The sequence below is a fragment of the Kocuria sediminis genome (genome assembly GCF_009735315.1).
Classification (GTDB): Bacteria; Actinomycetota; Actinomycetes; order Actinomycetales; family Micrococcaceae; genus Kocuria; species Kocuria turfanensis.
In genome coordinates, this window is the sequence record NZ_WOGU01000009.1 from 72,563 (window position 1) to 91,696 (window position 19,134).

At 65.1% G+C, this 19,134-nt stretch carries 23 protein-coding genes and 1 pseudogene; 9 read left to right on the forward strand and 15 right to left on the reverse strand.

Going from position 1 to position 19,134, the window contains the following annotated elements; all coding sequences use genetic code 11:
- Positions 1–383: 383 nt before the first annotated feature.
- Entirely contained in the window at positions 384–1,022 is a 639-nt protein-coding gene (locus tag GMA12_RS11700; protein WP_162459768.1) for a class I SAM-dependent DNA methyltransferase, read from the forward strand.
- Positions 1,023–1,209: 187 nt separating this feature from the next.
- Here the strand turns inward: GMA12_RS11700 and GMA12_RS11705 are convergent, their stop codons facing one another.
- From GMA12_RS11705 to GMA12_RS11715, 3 genes are all read right to left on the reverse strand, one after another.
- A complete protein-coding gene (locus GMA12_RS11705) occupies positions 1,210–1,713 on the reverse strand; it encodes a hypothetical protein (protein ID WP_156269690.1) in 504 nt (167 codons plus the stop codon).
- Between the two features lie 119 nt (positions 1,714–1,832).
- Positions 1,833–2,240: a hypothetical protein gene (locus GMA12_RS11710; protein ID WP_156269691.1), complete on the reverse strand. Its 408-nt coding sequence runs from the start codon at positions 2,238–2,240 to the stop codon at positions 1,833–1,835.
- A gap of 331 nt (positions 2,241–2,571) precedes the next feature.
- Positions 2,572–3,399: a hypothetical protein gene (locus GMA12_RS11715; protein ID WP_156269692.1), complete on the reverse strand. Its 828-nt coding sequence runs from the start codon at positions 3,397–3,399 to the stop codon at positions 2,572–2,574.
- Positions 3,400–3,640: 241 nt separating this feature from the next.
- On the opposite strand from GMA12_RS11715, the gene GMA12_RS11720 reads away from it, so the two are divergent.
- Positions 3,641–4,123: a hypothetical protein gene (locus GMA12_RS11720; protein WP_156269693.1), complete on the forward strand. Its 483-nt coding sequence runs from the start codon at positions 3,641–3,643 to the stop codon at positions 4,121–4,123.
- A 389-nt stretch (positions 4,124–4,512) separates the two neighbouring features.
- On the opposite strand, the gene GMA12_RS11725 is transcribed toward GMA12_RS11720, so the two are convergent.
- Positions 4,513–4,749, reverse strand: coding sequence for a hypothetical protein (locus GMA12_RS11725; RefSeq protein ID WP_156269694.1), 237 nt, complete (start codon positions 4,747–4,749; stop codon positions 4,513–4,515).
- Complete coding sequence (locus GMA12_RS11730) at positions 4,746–4,919, reverse strand: hypothetical protein (RefSeq protein ID WP_156269695.1); 174 nt, start codon at positions 4,917–4,919, stop codon at positions 4,746–4,748. Before GMA12_RS11730 ends, GMA12_RS11725 begins: the two co-directional genes overlap by 4 nt.
- Before the next feature lie 120 nt (positions 4,920–5,039).
- On the opposite strand from GMA12_RS11730, the gene GMA12_RS11735 reads away from it, so the two are divergent.
- The gene (locus GMA12_RS11735; protein ID WP_156269696.1) at positions 5,040–6,359 is read left to right on the forward strand and encodes a hypothetical protein; all 1,320 of its coding nucleotides are present in this window, start codon (positions 5,040–5,042) and stop codon (positions 6,357–6,359) included.
- A gap of 130 nt (positions 6,360–6,489) precedes the next feature.
- On the opposite strand, the gene GMA12_RS11740 is transcribed toward GMA12_RS11735, so the two are convergent.
- Together GMA12_RS11740 and GMA12_RS11745 are read right to left on the reverse strand one after the other, a co-directional pair.
- Positions 6,490–7,377, reverse strand: coding sequence for an SDR family oxidoreductase (locus GMA12_RS11740; RefSeq protein ID WP_156269697.1), 888 nt, complete (start codon positions 7,375–7,377; stop codon positions 6,490–6,492).
- 84 nt (positions 7,378–7,461) lie between these two features.
- Complete coding sequence (locus GMA12_RS11745) at positions 7,462–7,677, reverse strand: hypothetical protein (protein ID WP_206064692.1); 216 nt, start codon at positions 7,675–7,677, stop codon at positions 7,462–7,464.
- Positions 7,678–7,773: 96 nt separating this feature from the next.
- Between GMA12_RS11745 and GMA12_RS11750 the strand changes: the two genes are divergently transcribed.
- Positions 7,774–7,959 carry a hypothetical protein gene (locus GMA12_RS11750; protein ID WP_156269698.1) on the forward strand — a complete coding sequence of 62 codons (186 nt, stop codon included), beginning with the start codon at positions 7,774–7,776 and terminating at the stop codon, positions 7,957–7,959.
- Between the two features lie 85 nt (positions 7,960–8,044).
- Here GMA12_RS11750 and GMA12_RS11755 read toward each other — a convergent pair whose 3' ends face one another.
- Positions 8,045–8,494 (reverse strand): hypothetical protein, encoded by a 450-nt coding sequence (locus GMA12_RS11755; RefSeq protein ID WP_156269699.1) that lies wholly within the window; start codon positions 8,492–8,494, stop codon positions 8,045–8,047.
- A 245-nt stretch (positions 8,495–8,739) separates the two neighbouring features.
- Here GMA12_RS11755 and GMA12_RS11760 point away from each other — a divergent pair, with 245 nt between their 5' ends.
- The 3 genes from GMA12_RS11760 (at position 8,740) to GMA12_RS11770 (ending at position 10,523) form a co-directional block, all read left to right on the forward strand.
- The gene (locus GMA12_RS11760; protein WP_156269700.1) at positions 8,740–9,123 is read left to right on the forward strand and encodes a hypothetical protein; all 384 of its coding nucleotides are present in this window, start codon (positions 8,740–8,742) and stop codon (positions 9,121–9,123) included.
- Positions 9,124–9,397: 274 nt separating this feature from the next.
- Positions 9,398–9,877 (forward strand): hypothetical protein, encoded by a 480-nt coding sequence (locus GMA12_RS11765; RefSeq protein ID WP_156269701.1) that lies wholly within the window; start codon positions 9,398–9,400, stop codon positions 9,875–9,877.
- Between the two features lie 103 nt (positions 9,878–9,980).
- The gene (locus GMA12_RS11770; protein WP_156269702.1) at positions 9,981–10,523 is read left to right on the forward strand and encodes a hypothetical protein; all 543 of its coding nucleotides are present in this window, start codon (positions 9,981–9,983) and stop codon (positions 10,521–10,523) included.
- Between the two features lie 827 nt (positions 10,524–11,350).
- Here the strand turns inward: GMA12_RS11770 and GMA12_RS11775 are convergent.
- Positions 11,351–11,482: pseudogene (locus GMA12_RS11775) on the reverse strand (transposase); the annotation flags it as partial.
- Between the two features lie 109 nt (positions 11,483–11,591).
- Between GMA12_RS11775 and GMA12_RS11780 the strand changes: the two are divergent.
- Complete coding sequence (locus GMA12_RS11780; RefSeq protein ID WP_156269703.1) at positions 11,592–15,125, forward strand: hypothetical protein; 3,534 nt, start codon at positions 11,592–11,594, stop codon at positions 15,123–15,125.
- 244 nt (positions 15,126–15,369) lie between these two features.
- Here the strand turns inward: GMA12_RS11780 and GMA12_RS11785 are convergent, their stop codons facing one another.
- The 4 genes from GMA12_RS11785 to GMA12_RS11800 form a co-directional block, all read right to left on the reverse strand.
- Positions 15,370–15,942: a hypothetical protein gene (locus tag GMA12_RS11785; protein ID WP_156269704.1), complete on the reverse strand. Its 573-nt coding sequence runs from the start codon at positions 15,940–15,942 to the stop codon at positions 15,370–15,372.
- A complete protein-coding gene (locus GMA12_RS11790) occupies positions 15,939–16,889 on the reverse strand; it encodes a hypothetical protein (protein ID WP_156269705.1) in 951 nt (316 codons plus the stop codon). Before GMA12_RS11790 ends, GMA12_RS11785 begins: the two co-directional genes overlap by 4 nt.
- A gap of 59 nt (positions 16,890–16,948) precedes the next feature.
- On the reverse strand, positions 16,949–17,293 hold the full coding sequence (locus tag GMA12_RS11795) for a hypothetical protein (protein ID WP_156269706.1): 345 nt from the start codon (positions 17,291–17,293) through the stop codon (positions 16,949–16,951).
- A 156-nt stretch (positions 17,294–17,449) separates the two neighbouring features.
- On the reverse strand, positions 17,450–17,866 hold the full coding sequence (locus tag GMA12_RS11800; protein ID WP_156269707.1) for a hypothetical protein: 417 nt from the start codon (positions 17,864–17,866) through the stop codon (positions 17,450–17,452).
- Between the two features lie 178 nt (positions 17,867–18,044).
- Here GMA12_RS11800 and GMA12_RS11805 point away from each other — a divergent pair, with 178 nt between their 5' ends.
- Positions 18,045–18,638 carry a hypothetical protein gene (locus GMA12_RS11805; protein WP_156269708.1) on the forward strand — a complete coding sequence of 198 codons (594 nt, stop codon included), beginning with the start codon at positions 18,045–18,047 and terminating at the stop codon, positions 18,636–18,638.
- A 43-nt stretch (positions 18,639–18,681) separates the two neighbouring features.
- Here GMA12_RS11805 and GMA12_RS11810 read toward each other — a convergent pair whose 3' ends face one another.
- Together GMA12_RS11810 and GMA12_RS11815 are read right to left on the reverse strand one after the other, a co-directional pair.
- Positions 18,682–18,858 carry a hypothetical protein gene (locus tag GMA12_RS11810; RefSeq protein ID WP_156269709.1) on the reverse strand — a complete coding sequence of 59 codons (177 nt, stop codon included), beginning with the start codon at positions 18,856–18,858 and terminating at the stop codon, positions 18,682–18,684.
- A gap of 65 nt (positions 18,859–18,923) precedes the next feature.
- Positions 18,924–19,094, reverse strand: a complete 171-nt coding sequence (locus GMA12_RS11815; RefSeq protein WP_156269710.1) for a hypothetical protein — start codon at positions 19,092–19,094, stop codon at positions 18,924–18,926.
- Positions 19,095–19,134: the final 40 nt, after the last annotated feature.

The window sequence follows — 19,134 nt, forward strand, 5'->3', positions numbered from 1 at the left end:
CCTACATCGGTGGGCCCTTCTTATCACTGGGCTCGGTGCCGTCATTGCCTTGCTCATGCTGGCCCTCTGGATCATTGCCGACGTGTACAACCTGGGCGTTCCCATTCTTCCCGTCCTGGTCCTTTGGGGAGCCTGCGCCCTGATGATTGGCGGGGTGCTGACGCTCATACTCGACGGCGTCTTTCGCCTCACTGGGCGACGCTTCTAGGGAAACCCAACTGCACCACATCGGCTGCGGGCCCAGGGTTTCTGTGCTCCTGAATGTGCTGCACGGCTGCCGGCACCTACCGGGGTGCTGCTGAACCTGCCGGCGGCGGTCGATCCATCACCTCGAGTGCAGGCGACGCGCCCGGTGGATAGCGCGGTGTGGGAGGCTGGCCGGCGTGAGAACCCAACCCGGCTACGACGCACTGGCTGAACAGTACGAACTCACCTTCCCGGACCCGTTCCAGACACCCCTGGAACGGCATGCGGTCGCCGCCTTCACGGACATGGTCCTGCAACACCACAGCGAAGGAACCGTGGTGGACATCGGGTGCGGGACCGGGCACGTCACCGCCGACCTCGCCCACCGTGGTCTAGAGGTCGTGGGCATCGATCCGTCAGAAGCCATGCTCGGCATCGCCCTAAAGTCTCACCCAGAGGTGGCGTTTCGGCGCGGTGAGGCCAACCTCAACGACACCGTTGAGTTGACCGATCAGCTGGCTCCGCTGCGGGGTGTACTGGCCCGATTCAGCCTGATCCACGTCGATCCCCACCGGATCGGTGGCGTGCTCGCCTCCTGGGCCCAGCGCATGCCGACCGGCGGCGTGGTGCTCCTAGCGTTCCAAAGCACCGATGACGAAGGGCGACCGGTGGCGCCTTTCGATCACGCGGTGGCACCGGCCTGGCGCTGGCACCCAGACGAGATGAGCGCACAGTTGGCCCGAGCCGGGTTCGATGAGGCTTGGCGCACGATCAGCCGGACCGACCCGCTGCACCGCTTCCCCGAGTGCCATTTGGCCGCCGTACGCCGCCCGTGACAACAACCCTTATTGCATCGTCGGAGACGTGAGGCAGGCCGAGGTTCACACGGCCCGGCTGGTGCACCGGCCCGGGGTGCTGGTGAGTCCTTGGGCCGGTGGGCCATCGCGGTCTCTCGGCCTGCAGCGCCATCAATGCTTGGCCAGAGCCATTGCGGACGAGGTGGGCGCGCAGCCGAGTGAGGCGTCATCTCCAGTGCATCCCCGCCGGCATCTCGTCAACGGTTCCGAGGGCCCCGAAGAAGACCAGCCGTGCGATCAGCACCAGGGCCAAGGGGGCCACGGCCCAGCCCACGATCCAGGCTCGCTCCCGGTAGGCCTGCGCGTACAGCTCCGCCGTCTCCCCCGCGGCTGCCCCCACCCACTGCTGGTAGGAGAGCCGACCCAGGTAGTGGCTGCGGTAGCGGGCCATGAGGTAGGCATAGGCGAAGAACAACGCCCCGAGGATCGGGGCGATGACCACCGTGGGATCCGGGTCGGCGTAGAGGACCTGGACGGTCGTGATGAAGGTCAGAAAGAGGCTCATGGCGACCATCGCGAGGTGGAAGGAAGTCACGGCCAGTGAGACGGCCACCCGCGGAACGTCCTGGGGGGTTTTCGCCAGCCGGGCAGCCACCGGGGCCCGGGCGAGGGTGAGGACCACATTGGCCAGGCCCCCGGTCATCAGGATCCCGAGGGCGATCCAGTTCATCGTCTCCTCCTCGAGCCGCTGCCGGTGAGGGCAAGCCCGGTCCAGTCGCACGTTCGCCGGCAGGCCGTCCTGAACTTCTCAGGCATCGAGGCGGCGAAGGCCGAGGACAGGCATGGACCTCACCGGGGGTAGCGCGGCTGGGTGAACCAGGCGCGCAGCGGGGCTTGGAACGCGGTCACCAGCCAGGCGATGTTGACCACGATGAAAGCGACCCCCAGGGCGATCAGCACGATCGCCCACTGCCCGTAGAGCCAGAACCCGAAGAGATTCCCCAGGAAGCCCAGGGAGCTCAGGATCGCCAGCACGGTGCAAGTGATCCGTGCCCAGTTCGCGCCCTTGCGCAGAAACACGTAGGCGGTGGCGTAGAGGCCCGCCAGCACCACGATAGCGATCACCCCGGAGGCGATCGAGAAGCCGCGCATCTGCCCCATCATGGCGCCGACCTGGCCGGAGTCCTCGGCCGGCACACCCATCCGCTGGTACATCGCGGCGAAATCCGTCGTGGCGAAGATAACCGTGACCACCACCCCGAGGACCGTATACAGGACGCCTGAGGCCATGGTCAGACCCAGCAGCCGTTTGAGCTGCCGCGGCGCCGGCACCGGCACCGGACCGCGCTGCTGACCAGGGCCCGCCCCTGAGGACCATTCGGCCGAAGCGGCCCGGGGCGGGGTGCTGCGAGTGGGTTCGTAGGGGCGACTGTGGTGTCCTGGGTTCTCCGATGGGGTGCTCACGATCGGGACTCCTTGAAGGGTGCGGTGACGGTGCTGACGAAACCCTGGAGTGCGGGGCGGTGGTAGGTCCGGGACACCCCGGATCGGTGGAACCCCGTCCCAGATGGCTCACGATGTATTGGTCTCATCGCAGATCGTGATCCCGGGCGGCCCATTTGCTCTTCCGGCGGCGTTCGGCCCACCACATCCCGGCCGTCACGACCACGGCCATCCCGGTGAACGCCGCGTACGTCCCGAGGGACAGCTCCAGCCCGGCGAAGACCGCCAGCACCGTCAGGATCAGCCAGGCCATCCAGATCTTGACCAGATTGGAGATGTTCAGCGCGTCCATCGGCCCCGGCCCGGGATCAGGCTCCCGCTCGGTCAGACGCCCCAGATGGGTGCCCCCGGGTTCCTGGCTCTCCGCGTCCTCCGTGCGGGTGAGGGAGCGGCAGGTGTCGATCAGGTGGGCGTTGCGCTCGGCCGCCCACCGCGGAACACCCGGGCGCATGAACAGATACCACCCAAGGTTGTCCCGAGCCCGTGCGGAGAGCGCCACCCCCGTCCCTGAGGGCTTAGCAGCGATGTTGAGGACGGCAGGAAAGGCTCGGCGGCCCCGGACGGATTCAACCCCGAGGAACCGGAACTTCCGGTCCGAGCCCATCTCCACGGTGATCCCGTCCTGGCTCTCGTGGACGGTTGCGCCTTCGCCGGCGAAGTGTGCGCTGATACGCTCCAGCGCCTCAGACACCGGAAGCGCAGTAGCCCACCGGTCCTCAAGAACGAACCGTTCGTGCCGGGGCGCGTGTGCGGCGAAGCGGGCGAACACCCATCCCGCCACAGCCAGGCCCGCGAAGCCCAGCACCCACCCCCACCAGGGCATCTCCACCAGGCGCAACGCCAGAAGACCCCCCACGAGGACGACAACCAGGACAATGACCGCCGCGGTGGGCGTGCGCGGCTTCTCACTCATCGGCCCGCACCGATCGGCCCGGCAGCACAGGGAAGATTCATCCTCTCTGCCTATCAACGAGAAGATGGACCCACCAGACACACATGTGCGGTGGCAAATCATGCAGGGGTAGGGACCCTGTTAGTGGCGCGGCCCTGTGGAACGGCCGCCCGATGGCACCGCTGAAGAGTCCACAAGCGTGACCATTCCCTGTCGCACCGGCAGCTGGTTGGCTGGAGTCCCATAGCGACGGAGGGGACCAGTGGGTGAGAGCAGCGCATCGGGGTGGAGCACCCGGTGGTGGGACGTCACGATCTGGGGCACCATCCTTCTCACCGTGCTGATCCACGCCGTGCTGCACGGGTGGACGGACGAGCACACCGTGGCCGCGGTGGCGATGGGAGCCTGGGTGGCTCTCAACCTCTTCTGGATTCACCGGCACCACAGCAGACGTCACCGCGCGGCTGCAGAGTCGATGTCTCCAACAGCCACGGACCAGCAGGCCACCACCTCCAGCACAGCGGGCGTGCACGACCGTCGGAGGACGGTGCGCCTGCGCGGGATAGCCCTGGTGCTCCTCGTGGTGATGGTGGTCTTCATCCTGAGCACGGACAACCTCATGGCGCCGACGACAGCCCTGGGGGTGTGGATTGCCTCCGCGTGGATCGAACGGCAGCAGCGCAAGGATCCCATCCAGCGACGGCCGCCTGATCCCAGCCTCCACGACGCCACCCGGCGCAACTAGACCCGGGTCCACCGGAAGAACGGGCACCCACGATGACGACACCGACCCCCACTGCGCCGGCATTCGACGGAACCCGCCGCTCCATGCTCGACCTGGGGCTCCAACCCTTCGGTGACTGGTGGTCCACCCTCCCCACCGGTCTCCAGGTCGCCCTCGTGCTGGGCTTCGTCGCGGCAATGGCCGCGGTGATCTGGTGGGCGATCCGCCACGAACGACGCCACACGCCACCGGGCACGACCTCGGCCATGCACAAGAGACCGAGACTCGGGCGGAGCAGCCCTCCAGGATCCTGACCGCCAGCCAGAGACAGTCAACGCCGTCGGCCGGCGCCACGTGCTCGAGCAACCGCAACGCTGAGCCGGCGCCGCATCAATTCCCAGCGACTGCGCTCAGTTGCCGTCGGCCTTGGCCTTCTTTCGGGCCTTGCGTTTGTCGCCGATCCACGTCCCGATCACCGCACCGATGACCGAGACGATCAGCAACACCACATTGTCGGTACGCACGGCGAACCAGATGAGGAGGCCGAGCAGAATGGGGAGAGCGATGAGGGCGAGGACGACCTGTCGCTCGGCCCGGCGCGCCTGAGCTGACTGCGGCGCCCGGTGCCGGGGCCCGAACGCGCTCACCGACTGCCCCGTCGCCGCTGGCGGATGACCAGTGCAAGCATCACCACGAGCAGCACCGAACCTGCCACCATTACCCACCCGCCCCAGCTGCCTCGGAGCAGGAACACATTGCCGCCCAGCAGCGTGACCGCGGCCAACAGAACGATCAGCCACTCGATCCGCTTTAGCACGTCGCCTCATCCCTCTATTGCAATCCCCGGTGCTCGCATCCTGGCACGGTGGCCATCGCGCCGTCGTTCCCCTCTTATAGCCCAAGCGGTGCGCCGGCACCGGGCGGTAGCGTCACCACCATGGACCAGCCCGCCCAGCGCACCGACGAGGTGCCCCTACCGCGTGCCGGGCAGGTGCTGATGCGCACACTTCCTGCCGCGCTCACGCTGGTCATCGGTATTCCGGGGTTGGCGCTGTGGGGTCTGGACGAGAACGGCGACGCACGAGCCGACTGGTTCTTGCTCCTCCCGGGACTGCTGGTCCCGGCCGCCCTCCTCCTCCATCGCCTCACGAAGGCGCCTCGCCCCGCGCTGTCACCGGACACCGAGCTGGCACCGCTGAAGTGGGACCTGGCGATCGCGGCCGAGAGCGGTCGACTTCCACCGAGATCTCCGGCGCAGGCAGCCGCGGCCCTGGCCTGTTGGCAGGTCGAGAAGACCGTGCTGGTCGGCGCCGCTGCCGTTGGTGCGACCATCACCTGGACGACTCGTGCGGTGTGGCTGTGGCTGGTGCTCGCGGCGCTCTGCGCTGCGGCTACCGTGGTCGCGGGCCGCCAAGCCCGCCACGGCTGGGCTTATCTGCACGCCACGCACTCCACTGGCCGGCCAACGCCATCAGGTGCGGTCAGCGCCATATCCGCAGCAAACCAACAGACCACAGCGGTGCCCGTGCCGACGGCCGGTCAGGTCCTGGTGCGCACACTGCCCGAGGCGGCGGTGATGGTCATCGGGCTGCCACTGGTCGTCCGGTTCGTGCTGGACGAGAACGGTGAGACACGCACTCCCTGGTGGCCGGTGCCGCTGCTCGCCCTCGCCGGTCTGGTCATGCTCGTCGACCGCTACGCCCAGGCTCCGCGCCCCCGATACGACCAACGGGTCGGTGAGGCGCAATGGAAGCCGGCGTTCGCTGCGGCTGCGAAGACCGGGGTTCTGCCCGAGTACCCCGAGGTGCGGGTCGCGGTCGGTGTCGTCGCCTGCCAGAACATCGAAGGAGTGGTGACAGGCGTCGCCATGGTCGTGGCTGTCGCCCTCAGCGCACTGGCCGCCCCTGGCTTCCCGTGGCTGGGTGCACTGGGGGCCCTCGTGATCCTCACCGTGATCAACGCCGTCCGGGCTCCCCGGGCCTGGGCCTACTTGCGCGCCCTGCACACCATCGAGCCCACCGGCTGTGGACCAGCGGCGCCGCACCCCTGGGTAGCGTGGAGCCATGAACAAGCTCCTGCTCTCCCTGACCAGGGCCGCGGCCGGCTAGGTAGGCCAGCAGCTACGCGTCGGCGGCAACCTCCAGCCGCACCCGGTAGCCCAGCAGCTGGCACCCCGCCGAGCACCCCGGCGACTGTGTCCCGGCACCGGGGACCGACTCGAGCTCCACGCCCACGTCGCTGCCGGGGCGCACGGTGAGCTCCCCGGGATTCGGGCTCTCTTCGAACCCCCACTGCACCGCATTGGTCGTGGACCATACGTAGGGGATCATTCGTCTCGCAGGACGGCTGTTCCCGTCCTCGGGGAGCAGTGGGGTCTCATTGCGCGGTCAGGTCAGACTCAGGCCCCCGTCGGTGGTGATGACCTGACCGGCGACCCACACCCCATGGTCGGTGGCCAGCCACCCGATCAACCGCGCCGGATCCGTGGGCCGCCCCCAGCGGCCGAACGGGGTGGCCCGCCGCCACGCCTCGAGCTCGACCAGGGACCGGTCGGTGGTTTCCGGGTCCAGGTAGCCAGTGTTCACCGGTCCCGGGTTGATGGTGTTCAGCACGATGCCCACCTCAAGCAGTTCCGCGGCCACCGTCGGTGTCACCCCGGCCAGAGCCGCCTTGCTCGTCGCGTAGGCGACCTCACCGCGCATGGGCCCATCGCCCTGACCCGAGGTCATCCAGAACACCCTGCCCGCCGCCCGTTCCTCGACGGGTCCGGTGCCCCCGAGGCGCTGCCCAGGCCGGGCCGGTGCCGACCGAGCATCCGTGGCAGTGTGGCGCTGGGCGAAGTGACGAGTCAGCAGCAGTGTGGACCGAGTGTTGGTGTCCCAAAACGCGTCCAAGGTCTCGGCGGTCATATCGAGGATGGACCCGTCCCCACCGCTGCGGGCGTGGTTGCACACCAGAATGTCCAAGCGCCCAGTCAGGGCGTGAGCCTGGGCCACGAGGTCCTCGACGGCGTCGGCGTCCCGCAAGTCTGCGGAAAAGTCCCCGGCGACCGCCCCGTCCTGAAGGCCCGCCCGGATGCCGGCGCGCACGGCGTTCAGGTCGTCGGCGCCCCACGGCTGATCCGTGTCGTGCGGGCTGTAGTGGTGGAAGAACACGCTGGCCCCCAGGGAGGCGAGTTCGACCGCCACTGCGTAGCCGATGCCGCGGCGGCGGGAGACCCCGGTGACCAGGGCGGTTCTGCCCTGCAGCGGGCGCGCGGAAGAAGGGCGAGACATGGTGGTGCTCCTGACGCAGTCGGGGATTCGTCGATCACAGGGCAGGCACTCACGCAGTCTTCATGTTGGGGAACCTAACAGCGATCACCGCTGCCGGCGACAGGCCGCCGGGAAAAGCTCCCCCGTGGCCAGCACCCGGTCACGATCGCGGCGACACATCGCGGCGTGCCCGCAAAAGTCCTCTCGGCCGGGCTCGACAACTCGCCCGTCGGTGAACACCGCGAGTTCCTCCAGCCGTGCCGCCACCGCCACCAGCAACTCCGTCAGCTCGTAGGGCTTCCCGTAGGCGTCGATCAGCAACCCTGGCTGCAACCCTCGCTCACCGGGCCCAGGGCTCATTGGGGTCCCCTTTAGAGCGTCAGGACGCTTCCTCATCCCACACGCTAACGTCGAGGCATGGACCAGATCAGTCGATTTTTGATCCTCGGCGTTCTGGGCGTAGGGGTGCTGAGCATTATCGTGACGGGCTTCTTCGACCTGTTCGAGGGGCAGCTACTCAAGGGACTCTCGATGATCTTCTTCGGGCTCTTGCTTGGGGCCGGAGGTATCAAGCTGGATCGAGATCACCTCCGCCCCCGATAGCCGCCCAGGGCAAGGTTCGGCCTCGCAAACACCTATTCAGGAACCTCTAACGCACGTGCAGAGAGCGGTCACGGCCGTGCAAGCGTCAGCTTTCCAGTGGACGGGGCGCCTGGGCGTGATCCGCACGGACAGCGGCCATGGTTTTGCGATCCCGGACCGCAAGGACCGTTCCACCCAGAAGGCCCACGATCGCCCCGTAGGGAGCCAGGAACAGGGCGTAGAAGAACCACGCCGAGTCGAGGATCACGTTCAAGACCAGGAACGGTAGCAGCAGCGCTGCGCCGGCGACGGCCATGAACGCGATGCGCACACCCGTAGACAGCCCGTAGTCGGCCCCGGCCTTCCAGCACGGCCCCCACGCCAGCTGGGTCCACACCAGCCCGACCGTTCCCAGCACCGCCCAGTACCCGGCCCAGGTCATCCATCCGATGCCGTCCACTGACAGGACACCGGTGTAGGCCAGTGCCACCATTGCGGTCAGTGCTTGGAACACCAGGTAGGTGCTCAGCGGATGCACGCACAGGACTCGTCTCACCAAGCATCACCTTTCAACCGGGCTCCCACCGTAGGCACAGAACCTCCGAGACCGTCGTCAGGGCGCGTCTCGCGACCACCGCGAGGGAAACCCTTGCCGAGGCATCCGAGAGCTGGGGTCTGTACAGGCTTACCGCTTCGGCAGAGCAACCAGGGAAGCGGATGCTCAGGGCCTAAGCTCCAGCCATGAACGCCCCTGCGCCGGACTCTCTCCCCCCGGGCACCTCAAGCACCTCGAAACCCGGCATGCAGAGCAGCGACTGGCTCTTCATCACCTGGTTCATTGCCATCGCCGCCTCCTTGCTCTGGGTGCTCAACCAAGTCGTACATATGGTGACAGTCAGGGAAGGCCCGCAGTACGTCTGCGCGAGAGATGCAGTACCAGACAGCGCTCGAGCACTGGGTGCATCAAGCCAAGGGATAGTCTCCGGTGAAAGTACGTTCTTCCCGCCCACGTTCGTCTGTGCCTATCCCGCCCAGGCGGAGCCGCAGTCCACGGTCTACGTGGACATGTACCCCACCGGGCCTTGGATCTTCTGGGCCTCCCTGGCAGTCTTCGCCCTGGCCACTTTGCTCGCCATCGTCCTTCGACACCGAACGCGGCGGAAGCACAGCGGCGAAAACCACTGAGGAGGACAGGAAAGCACTCCTTCATCTGCCGGTCCGGTCTACCGGGGAACCCCTACTGCATTCGAGGGTCGGAGGGAGCTGGCTCGATTGGGCTAATAGCGCCTCTCAAATGGCTACACCAGGCGCCACCACCTTGCCGTTCTCATAAGCACACACGCCAGTATCGTGGAGTGAAAACTCCATGGAAGTGAGGGCGATGAACCGCTCTACGGCCCCAAGGCCAGCGATCCGTTGGCGAGTCTTGTTTTTGCTTTGGACTCCGACTTTCCTCGGCATGCTGGGGATCAGCCTGTGGGCGGATCTGCCGGGGCGGGAAACGGCGGTGCTGGTAGCCATTCCGGTCGCCCTGCTCTTGCTCACGGTGGGGCTGGGATACAGAAAGACCCAGGCGCGCGACGGCGCCTACGGCATCACCACGCGAGGGGCTTACAGCGAAGCGACGCTGACCCTTGACCTGCCCCTGGACCGAGTAGTGCGGGTCGTTGACGACGCATCCCATACCCTCCGGCAGCCCCGACGGACCAAGCTCTCCGCTGCCGGTGCGGAGTTCGACAGCTCGACGAGCTTTTGGACGTGGGGCGCGCGCATCATCTTCGAGTTCCAGTCAGTAGCCCCCAATCGGACAGTGATCACGGCACGCGCCGAACCCGAGCTGAGCACCATGGTGACCGATTACGGGCAAGGAGCCAGGGATCTTCGGGCCCTGTTGGGGGCAGTGGAACGGCGTGCGGCCTGGGACGATCGGGTTTCATAGTTCTTCTTGCACCAACCCGCAGCGCAGTATTCGACAACCTAAGCCTGTCAGTAGACCCGCATACGCTTTAGCGAACACCTGAGAATAAGTGGCTGGAGGCACGTTGGATGAGGTACTCACCGGATCGGTGATCGCAGCGGTCATTGCGGCGATCACACTTCTGGCATCCAGCTTCTTGACCCATCGACTAACTGTGAGACGCGAGGACCGAGCTGACCAACGCGCGGTTCAGCGTGAGGCGGCCTCAGCACTGACTGAGGCCCTACAAAACATCCGACGAGTCGTGGAGCATTCGGGCATCCAACCCGTGCGCCCCCAGACCATCTCCGAAGCGGTCGGCTCGTGGGAGACCGTCTATCGCAAGTACGCGACTCGCATCCCGAGGCAGGGCCAACACGTTAGGCAAAGCGTTGCCATCGCTTTAGGTGAGCTCTTTGGTGCGGTGGGGTGGTCTAACTTCCACCCGCAAGACGCTGACTTTGATGTCTCAGAGCACAGCCAATTGTGGTGGGACAACGCCGACGCCTACCTCATCTACCTGGTGGACCGATTCTCCCGTTGGTACGACGATCCGCACGCTGCTCACAAGCTGTTGATCCTCAACTTCGACACGTGGTTGGCCAACCGAGAGCGACTGTTCTTGTAGGTCTGTGCCTGCCCCGATCTCCGCCAAAGTCACAGGTCCACTCCTATGGTGGGGACTGAGCTGCCTTGCTCATAGGGCGCCCCCGAGGGACGCAACAGGTGCCCGCAGAGCAACCCCAACCGCATTGGTTGATCCCTCGACCCGGTAGGCCCAGCGAGTGGATTGAACATGATGGGCATAAGCACAGCGAAGATGCGAGTCGTCGGCGGCCACAGACAACCCCGCACCTCAGAAGTGATGACCGCGAAATTTGGAGCCAGCATGTGAAAATCCAGTCAACAGCATCACGCGATAGGAGCTCAATGTGCCCAAAAAGAATTTGCAGGTGATCTATTACTTGATTGCGCTGGCAACTGTGGTGACCACGGGATATATAACCGGATTTAGCAACAGGTGGGTAATCTCAGTACTGACCATCTGTGGCGTGGTATTGCTAATTACCTACATCATCACCAGCAGAAATAAGCACAAGAGGCAAGACGGCCATAAAAATTCCTAGCCTACAAATGCACCCCAGGTGCAACACTGCAATCGCCTTCGACAAAAGACAGCCGATGAAGCTCTCCGTGCAAGCCCGGAGATTCCTACGCCTCCCATTACTCGTGATCACCCTAGGCGCCGTCATTGGAGCCAGCGCCTGGATCTGGAACATCACCTCGTGCTGCGAGGGTGGGGCAAACATCGGTGCCGGAGCACTGTTCGCGATCGGGCTTGCCATGTTCGTCGGGGGATCTCTATGGGCGCTTCTCATCGTGCTGGTCGGGCTCCAGCGCGGGAAGTAGCTCAGCCCCTGCCTGAACCGAGAACCGAAGGTCCGCATCAGGAACCCCAGGGACCCCTCTACGGGACACACCCAGATCCGCCGCGATCCCCTTCAGCGTCGCTCCCGGCGTGGACTCGTACAAGTCCACCGCCCGCCGACGGAACTCGTCGGTGTAGTTCTTCCTTCCTCCGCGCATTCTCGCTTTCCCCAGCCACGTGCTGGATTCCGCGTGTCCATGATTCAGGGTCAGGGCCCGTCGTCACTCGCGAATACACTCGCCCCATGCGCCCCCTCAATAGGTTCGAATGCTGGTCAGCACCGAGGTGGTTGTGGTGAACTTGCTCGACCGCATCGACCAACGCCTTTCCGATACGCGTGCACGGATCAACCCGCACGATTTCGAAGACTGCGCGACCTCCTTGCTCAGTCTTATCCACCCCGGGCTCGTGCCGATCACCGGAGGCTCCGACTTCGGTCTTGACGCAGAGATCACCGAAGACTCGCGGATCACCGGCCTCATCATCACGTCCTCGCGGAGTTGGGACGGCGCGAAGCGGAGCCTGCGAGACAGCCTGCGGTCGATGCGGAAGAACCACATCCCCGTCCAGCGTGTCGTCGCGGTGAACCTCGCCGAAGCGAACAGGTCGAAGCGCGAGAAGCTCAAAGACATCGCGAAGGAATTCGATTGTGAACTCGTGCAGGTCTTCGACCGAGCATGGTTCGCGAACCAGTTCCGAGAGAACCCCGACTGGCGACGCAAGATCCTCGACATCGAAGGCGGACCGTTCAGCTTCTCGCGTCAACCCCGCGGAGCACGCCCCGACGAACAACAACTATCGACCATCGGACGTAACGCCCTCATCGCCGAAGTAAACGGGTCCAACTCCGACGTGACCCTGTTCGGAGTTCCAGGCGTCGGAAAGAGTCACGTAGCCAGCAAACTCGACGGCGCCCTGTTCCTCGAACGGCATCCCACGCCCGAACGACTTCTCGATGACCTCATCGAAACCAAGCCCGCCCTGGTCGTGGTCGACGACTCCGGTGCACGGCTCCAAGACGTGGACCTCCTCCTACAACTGAGGGACGCGGAGAAGCTCAACTACCGCATCGTCGCAACGTGCTGGCCGCACGAGACAGATCGGGTCGCAGACCACCTTCCCAATTCGCTCCAGTTCGAGGTCGACCTCCTCACTCGCGAAGAGCTCGGAGCGATACTTCGCGAACGCGGCATCACCCGGCTTGCGGTGATCGTGCGCCTCCTCACACAAGCCGACGGCCGCCCAGCCTGGGCACTGAACCTTGCCGACCTCCTCATTCATCAAAATGACTGGACGTCCGTATGGACCGGCAACGCGCTGCGAAAACAGATCTTCGCTTTCTTACGCATGTCCAACGCATCGGAAGATGCAATCGATGTGCTCGGCACCCTGGCACTACTCGGCCGTGTCAACGACGACCAGTTGCGCCGCCTGGCCGACCTCCTCCAGATCCGGCAGCCCGAACTGATCCGGCTCATCCGATCCGTCGCGATCGCCGGCCTCGTCGATGTTCAGGACCACAAGCGGTACAACCATGAGACCCAACAGATCGAGCACACCCAGACCTACCGCATCCAACCGCACATCATCGCCGCCAGCGTCGCCTCCGAGATTTACTTTTCTGGCACCGCCTCACCCGTCCGACTGCGCGACGTCCAAGACACATTTCCTGAACTGGCTGCCGACATCATGCAGATCCAGATCTACACGAAACTCCTCGGCGCAACGCACCCAAGAGTGCCGACCACCGGCGAACTCATCGCTGTACTACCCGCCTCCACGAAGGGCGTCGAACTTCTACGAAGCTTCGGCCAACTCGGCCCCGAGCAATCACAAGCCGTCGTAGACATCTACCTGGCCCGCGTCACCACAGCGCTCAATGCCGGGGATCCCACGACTGCCGAGAGCGAAGCGAAGCTCTTAGCCGCACGCGTCGCAGATGCAGTGGAAGACAACATCCCCGGCGTCGTTAGCACCTTCGTCCAAGCGCTCTCCGTTCTTGAAGACGCAGACCGCGACATCAAACCGGCGGTCAAGGAGCTCGTCGAAGAAGTCCGCAACGCACGCAGCGGCGACCAACCCCAGCTCGCCGGTCTCTTGAAACTCGTCGAAGCACTCCAGACCGTGCCCAACGCCGAACTCATCGACACTGTCTGGGCAGCGCTCACGTGCGAAATCCTCGCCCCGACGTTCGACGGCAACTACATGAACCCCGAGGTCCTCCACCAGTTCATCCTGCAGTCGTTTACATGGCCCGCCGCTCACATGGAAACGCTGTACGACGCCATTCGGCCCGAACTCGCAACTCGCGCCCCCGGACTAACACCCGCCGCCCAGCTCACACTGATCGCCCTCCTCGAGAAATGGGTGCGAATCGCGAATGGATGGGACCTCCCATTCGGAGGCAAGACCAACAACGCCCAAGTGAAAGCCGGCAAACGCATCGCGACGAGCATCGCGAACACCCTCGCCCCAGTCATCACCACCCCCGGCGTGAGATTCCGATTCAACCAGGCGGCAAGCACTCTCAAGATCCGACTCGATGAACCAGACAAGCTGTTCGCCGCCCTTACGCACGAACGCGAACACCTGACCGCCTACGACGTAATCATGCGCCGCAAAGAAGCCGCACTCGACAAAGCTCTCGCTCCATTCCAGCAACAGGCACCCGCCGTTCTAATGGACTGGTTGAAGGCCCACGAGCCCGAGCTCGCGACCGCAGGCCAAATGACCACCGGGGCCTGGCAAGTGTTTGCGCGTCTCGCGTACCAGCCGGACCCGGAACCAATTAAGTGGCTTACCGTGGCTATCGACCACGGCATTGCAGGATCAGCTTCAGCGCTCATCAACGTATGCGCCCGCACCGACCAACTCACCCACGCAATCGCCGACCGACTACTCGCAGACCCGAACGGCCGACACGGCGTCATCAGCGCCGTCATCGGCCAATCGACGAACTCGGCTCTCATTCAAAGGGTCGTCGACCAACTAGCCCCCCGTGACGTCCAACAACTCGAGTCAGCATTCGCACTGAAAGACGCACTCGAACCCACCAGGCACGCGTTGTTCACACACCCGAGCGACGAAGTCCGCGGAACCGCGGCAGCACTCTGGGCCGCCGAATGGGCCTACGACACCGATCCCATGCCGGCTGACCCGGACTGGCTCAACGCCATGAAGTCGTACACCATCCCTGAGAACAGCAGACACGACCACATGCATACCCAAGCGCTCAATGCACTCGCAAAGGCGTCACCCAAGGTCTTCATCGAACTCTTCATCAAGCACGCCACAACCACGATGCGCAGCAGCTACCGAGACTTCGACGAATGGAAAGAGCCGGTCCGGCTCCTTGCTCCAGCCGAACGGGACAAGCTCTGGCAGCAAGTCAGAGAGACCGAACTAGCGCGCGAACTCTTCTGGGTCATCGCAGGCAACGACACCGACTGGATCACCGGAACCGTCAGCGAACCCACTTTCAACATCTCCGTCCGTAACCTCCTTGGCGCACTCCAGTTCCAGTTCGGACACCGCTATCCACTCGACACCCTCGCCACCATGCTCCGACCACTTCGTCCAGAACCCGACGATCTCCTCCACACCCTTGAAGTCGGAACCTTTACAGGCGAGGACCACGAACGGTACGCAGCCAAACTCGACAATCTTCGAGACCTCGCCAACTCTGACGATGAGGACATCGCCCTCCTGGGCCAACGCGGCATAGAGATCTACGAGCCGTTGCTCAAAGAAGCCCTCGTCAAGGCAAGACGGGCGGCTGTCCGCGGCACCCGCGACTACTAACGACAACAGTCGGTCATTAGTAGTCGCGGCAAGGGAGCGCCTACCGCGTCGCTAATTCGGGTCAAGCCTCGCGCCGGAACTGCCGCATCAGATAGGTGTCACCGAAGCTAGCTTGGTGTCCGCTATCGCGCCATATGTAAAGCAATTCCTGGCCAGCTCAACGGTTGGCATCAGGGGTGAGTAGAGAGGTCGGTGCGGCCGCTGGAAAGGATGCTGCGGTCGAGTTGCTGCTCGACGCCAAGCCCTACAGCTGAGCCAGCCGTTCCCGTAGCTGCGCGATCTCCCGGTCCATCGACGGCTCAGCGAGGTTGCGCTCGGCCCAGGCGAAAAACCGCTGCGCCTCATCGAGCAGCGAATCGAGGAACGGGGCCGGCTCCACCATCACCCGGGTCTCGTCAGTGGAGAAGAACACCTTGCCCTTGACCGTCTCCAACACCACCGGCAGCGGCTGGTCCGGGTAGGAGGTCTCCCCGCGGCCGGTGTCCAGGAACTCCTCGACCACATGGAGCAGGTAGCACCACAGCGCCAAGACGTGATCCACCGCCCCGAACGGCAGCAGCTCGACGCCCTGGTAGCGCAGCCGGATCTCGCCCCCGCTCCAGTCCCGGTCCCGGCGCCGGCGGGACTGCCACAGCGCGGCGGCCTCGGCCTCGTGCTCGAAAATGTCCAGCAGGTAGTACTGAGGATTGGCGGCCACCTTGGCGGGGTCAAGGATTGGTCCGCCCTTGAGGATCAGTGTGGTGCTGCTCAGCCGCGCAGTGCGCTGGTACCGCACCCACGCCGAGTCACCCGTGGTGGCCGCCCATGGCTTGCTCATGAGGCGGGCGCCTCGTCGAGGCGGTGCAGCTCGCTCCACAGCGGCGGCCGGCTACGCAGGAGGAGGAACTGCTCGATGGTCATCAGGGGTGGACCCGGCAGCTCGTCGGTGGCCTCCCACACGCCGTCGCACTCATCGCACACTCGGATGGTCTCGTTCGTGGCGGTCACCTGCCAGGTGGCCAGGACACCGGTGTCACAGGCCGGGCACTCATCGGGGTTCATTGCAGCTCCTTCCTTCGGATTTTCTTCCGGCCAGGTACCGGGATCGGGATCGGGATTGGCCGAGGACCCCGCCGCGCTGGGGCGACAGCGCTCACGAGGTCCTCGAGTGATCAGATTCTGCCCCGGATCACCCCGGCGGCGGAAGACCGTGCCTTCCACCCCTCGGGCAGCGCCCATCCGGGACCGCGTGGATGCGCACCGAGCGCGGCGTGCCCTGGCTCGGAGGTGAGTGGCGAGAATAGCGCGGCCACGGATGAAGACCTCTCGGATGAGCCGTTGTTCCTCGACCGTGAAGCAGGGCCGGTCGTGCTCCCCGGCAGGGGTGACGCTGGGGAGGTTATTGCCGAAGAACAGCTTGTCGTAGCACTGCTGCCACGCCTCTCCGGTGTCATCGAGGGTGGCCGAGACGCTGCGGGCGATGTCGGCGAACAGATTCCACGCATCCAACACCTGCGCACAGATCGCCTCAGAGGCGGGAAGCTCCAGCAGGTCCTCGACGTCGTCGAGGACCTGCACGGCCTCATCGCTGTCCTCCAGCTCGAGGCCGTGCCGGGCGGCCACGGTGGTGAGGTCCTCGGTGGTGGAAGCGATGACGATTCTCCCGTCCAGGACGAGGACCGCGTCGGTGTCCTCGTCAGTGACCGGGGTGCCGTCGTCGGTCTGCCAGATCAGTGCACGGTCGCAACCGTTGAACCGGATCCACACCGGATACGAGAGCCTCATTCCCGCACCCTACCCAGCAGGCGCCGACGGAACGGGCAACTGACTGCCCTGGGCGGGCCTCACGCATCCTCGATGCGCAACTCCGCCAGAGGTGGGTGGTGATCGGCGTTGGCCCAGGTGATCTCCACCCCGCCGGCGTGGCCCTGCTCGTGCCACAGATACACGCCCAGGGCCTCGACCGGGGTGGTGTCGCTGACGGCGTGGAACCACAGCGGATATTCGGTGTTCTCCGGCAGCCGGGGCGTGGTCGGGTCCACGGTGAAGTCGAAGCAACCGCAGTCCCGGGTCTCGGTGATCATCAAGGAATCGAGCTGTTCTTTCAGCACCGGTGCCAGCGGGCCGCTGTGGAGAAGGATCTGGGACAACAGCCGGCGCTGAGAACCGGCCGGCGGTGTCTCATCCATCCGGACAGCCTATGCACCGTCCGGCCGGCCAACGTCCGGCACGCCACGGGTGACCCAGCAAGGCCACCGCCATCGGGCATCCCAATCGCAGTTCCGAGAGGGTCTGTCTTTCGGGCCCGGAAGCCGGGCGTGGGCGACGGGGCGGACGAGCCAGCTCTATGGGTAGGGCACCGAGGAAAAATGCCGACCGAGGCGCCATTCAAGGCCGTCCACGTCGACTCTCAGGGCTGGCACCGTACCCCGGCGAAACAGCCGCCGTCGCTGTTCGATGCGTCCTTCCCCTTGAAGGTAGGCGCGCATAACCAGGCAGAGCCGTCGCAGCTCGGCTTCTTTCTCCGCCTCCACGTCGTCGTAGTCGAAGAGGGTGACCTGAACCTCCAGCTCAGGGACAAAGGCATCCATCCACTCGTAACTGGCCCGGATAATGGCTGCGCGGCCAGTACCGGCGCGGCAACTCACCTGCACCCCGTGCAGCCAGACATCATCGCTGGAGCTCACGGTCGTCACGGCGAACGTCTCGTCGAACACCTCAGCAACGACTCGATAGAGCATGGCTTTGATGTCGATGGTCATGAGGGGAGCCTCGCAGGTAGTTCCCGCCCCACGGCACGCTGGCGAACCCCCACGGCAACGGCAGGGGCCGGCATTTGGAAGGCGTGGATCCGCCCAGTAGGGAGGAGCGGAGAACGCTGACCTCTGCGATGGTGCCGTGTCATGGCCGGGCGCCGGAGGGGCGGTGTCAGAATGTGCCGTGACCAAGAAGAGCCAGTCCCGGAAGAAGCTGCTCGCGACTCTGCGCGAGTCCCTTGCCACGGCCACCCCGGTGCGGATCCAGCGGGCGGTGGAGCCCGAGGAGGTGCTGCAAGGGATGGTCCTGGAGCTCTCGGAAGAGTGGGTGCTGCTGGCTGATATCCGCGACGGGGCCTACCTCGACGGCTACCGGGTGCTCCGCCTGACAGACCTCGTGCAGGCGGAACCGGAAACCACCTTCCTGCCCTTCTTGCACCAGCACAATGCCTGGCCCCCGGCTCGTCCCTCCACCGGGTTCGCGCTTTTGGATCCGCGCACGATCATCACCGACGCTGTGTCTGCGACCGGGGTGGTGTGCGTGTATCGGGAGGCGAAACGGCCCGGGAAACTGTTGATCGGCGTGCCGGTCGAGTGGAGGAAGAACAGCCTGTGGCTGCTGCCCATCACGCCCCAGTGCCGTTGGGAGCAGCGCATGGACGAGGTCCGACTCAAGGACGTCACCCAGGTCAGCTTCGGCGGAGACTACGAAACAGCCGTGCTGGAGGTCGCCGGCCTCAAGCCGCCTCGGACCCATCCAGTGCCTGACCCGGCGTAAGCCCACCACGGCAGGGCCAAACCAGATACCAACCCCTAGTGCATCAGGGGTAGTTGGCTTCGTTTCGGCGTTGTCTCGCACGGCTTTTGCGCTTGTCGTGCCACCACGTTCCGACCACGGCGCTGATCGTCATCCCGATCGCCAGTGCCACGTTGTCGGTTCGCGCCGCGAACCAGATCAGGAACGCGAGCAGGAAGGGGAAGGCGAGCAGGGCGGGCACGCCCTGCCACTCAGACCAGCGCGCCTGCACCGATTGCGGCGCCCGGTGCCGAGGGGCACGAGCGCTTATGGCCGGTCGCGCCGGTCGCTGAGACGCATTAGCAGCAGGTAGCCGCCCACGAACGTCACGGTGAAAAGGGTCCAGTAGACGCCGTTGCCCCCCCCGATCTGCCACATCCCGACGGCGAGCACCGCCACGGTCCAGGCCGCGATCGCCCACCGTCTCCTGCGCCTCAAGCTAGCCCCCGTCCATGTCAGCGTGTTCGCATCCTGGCAC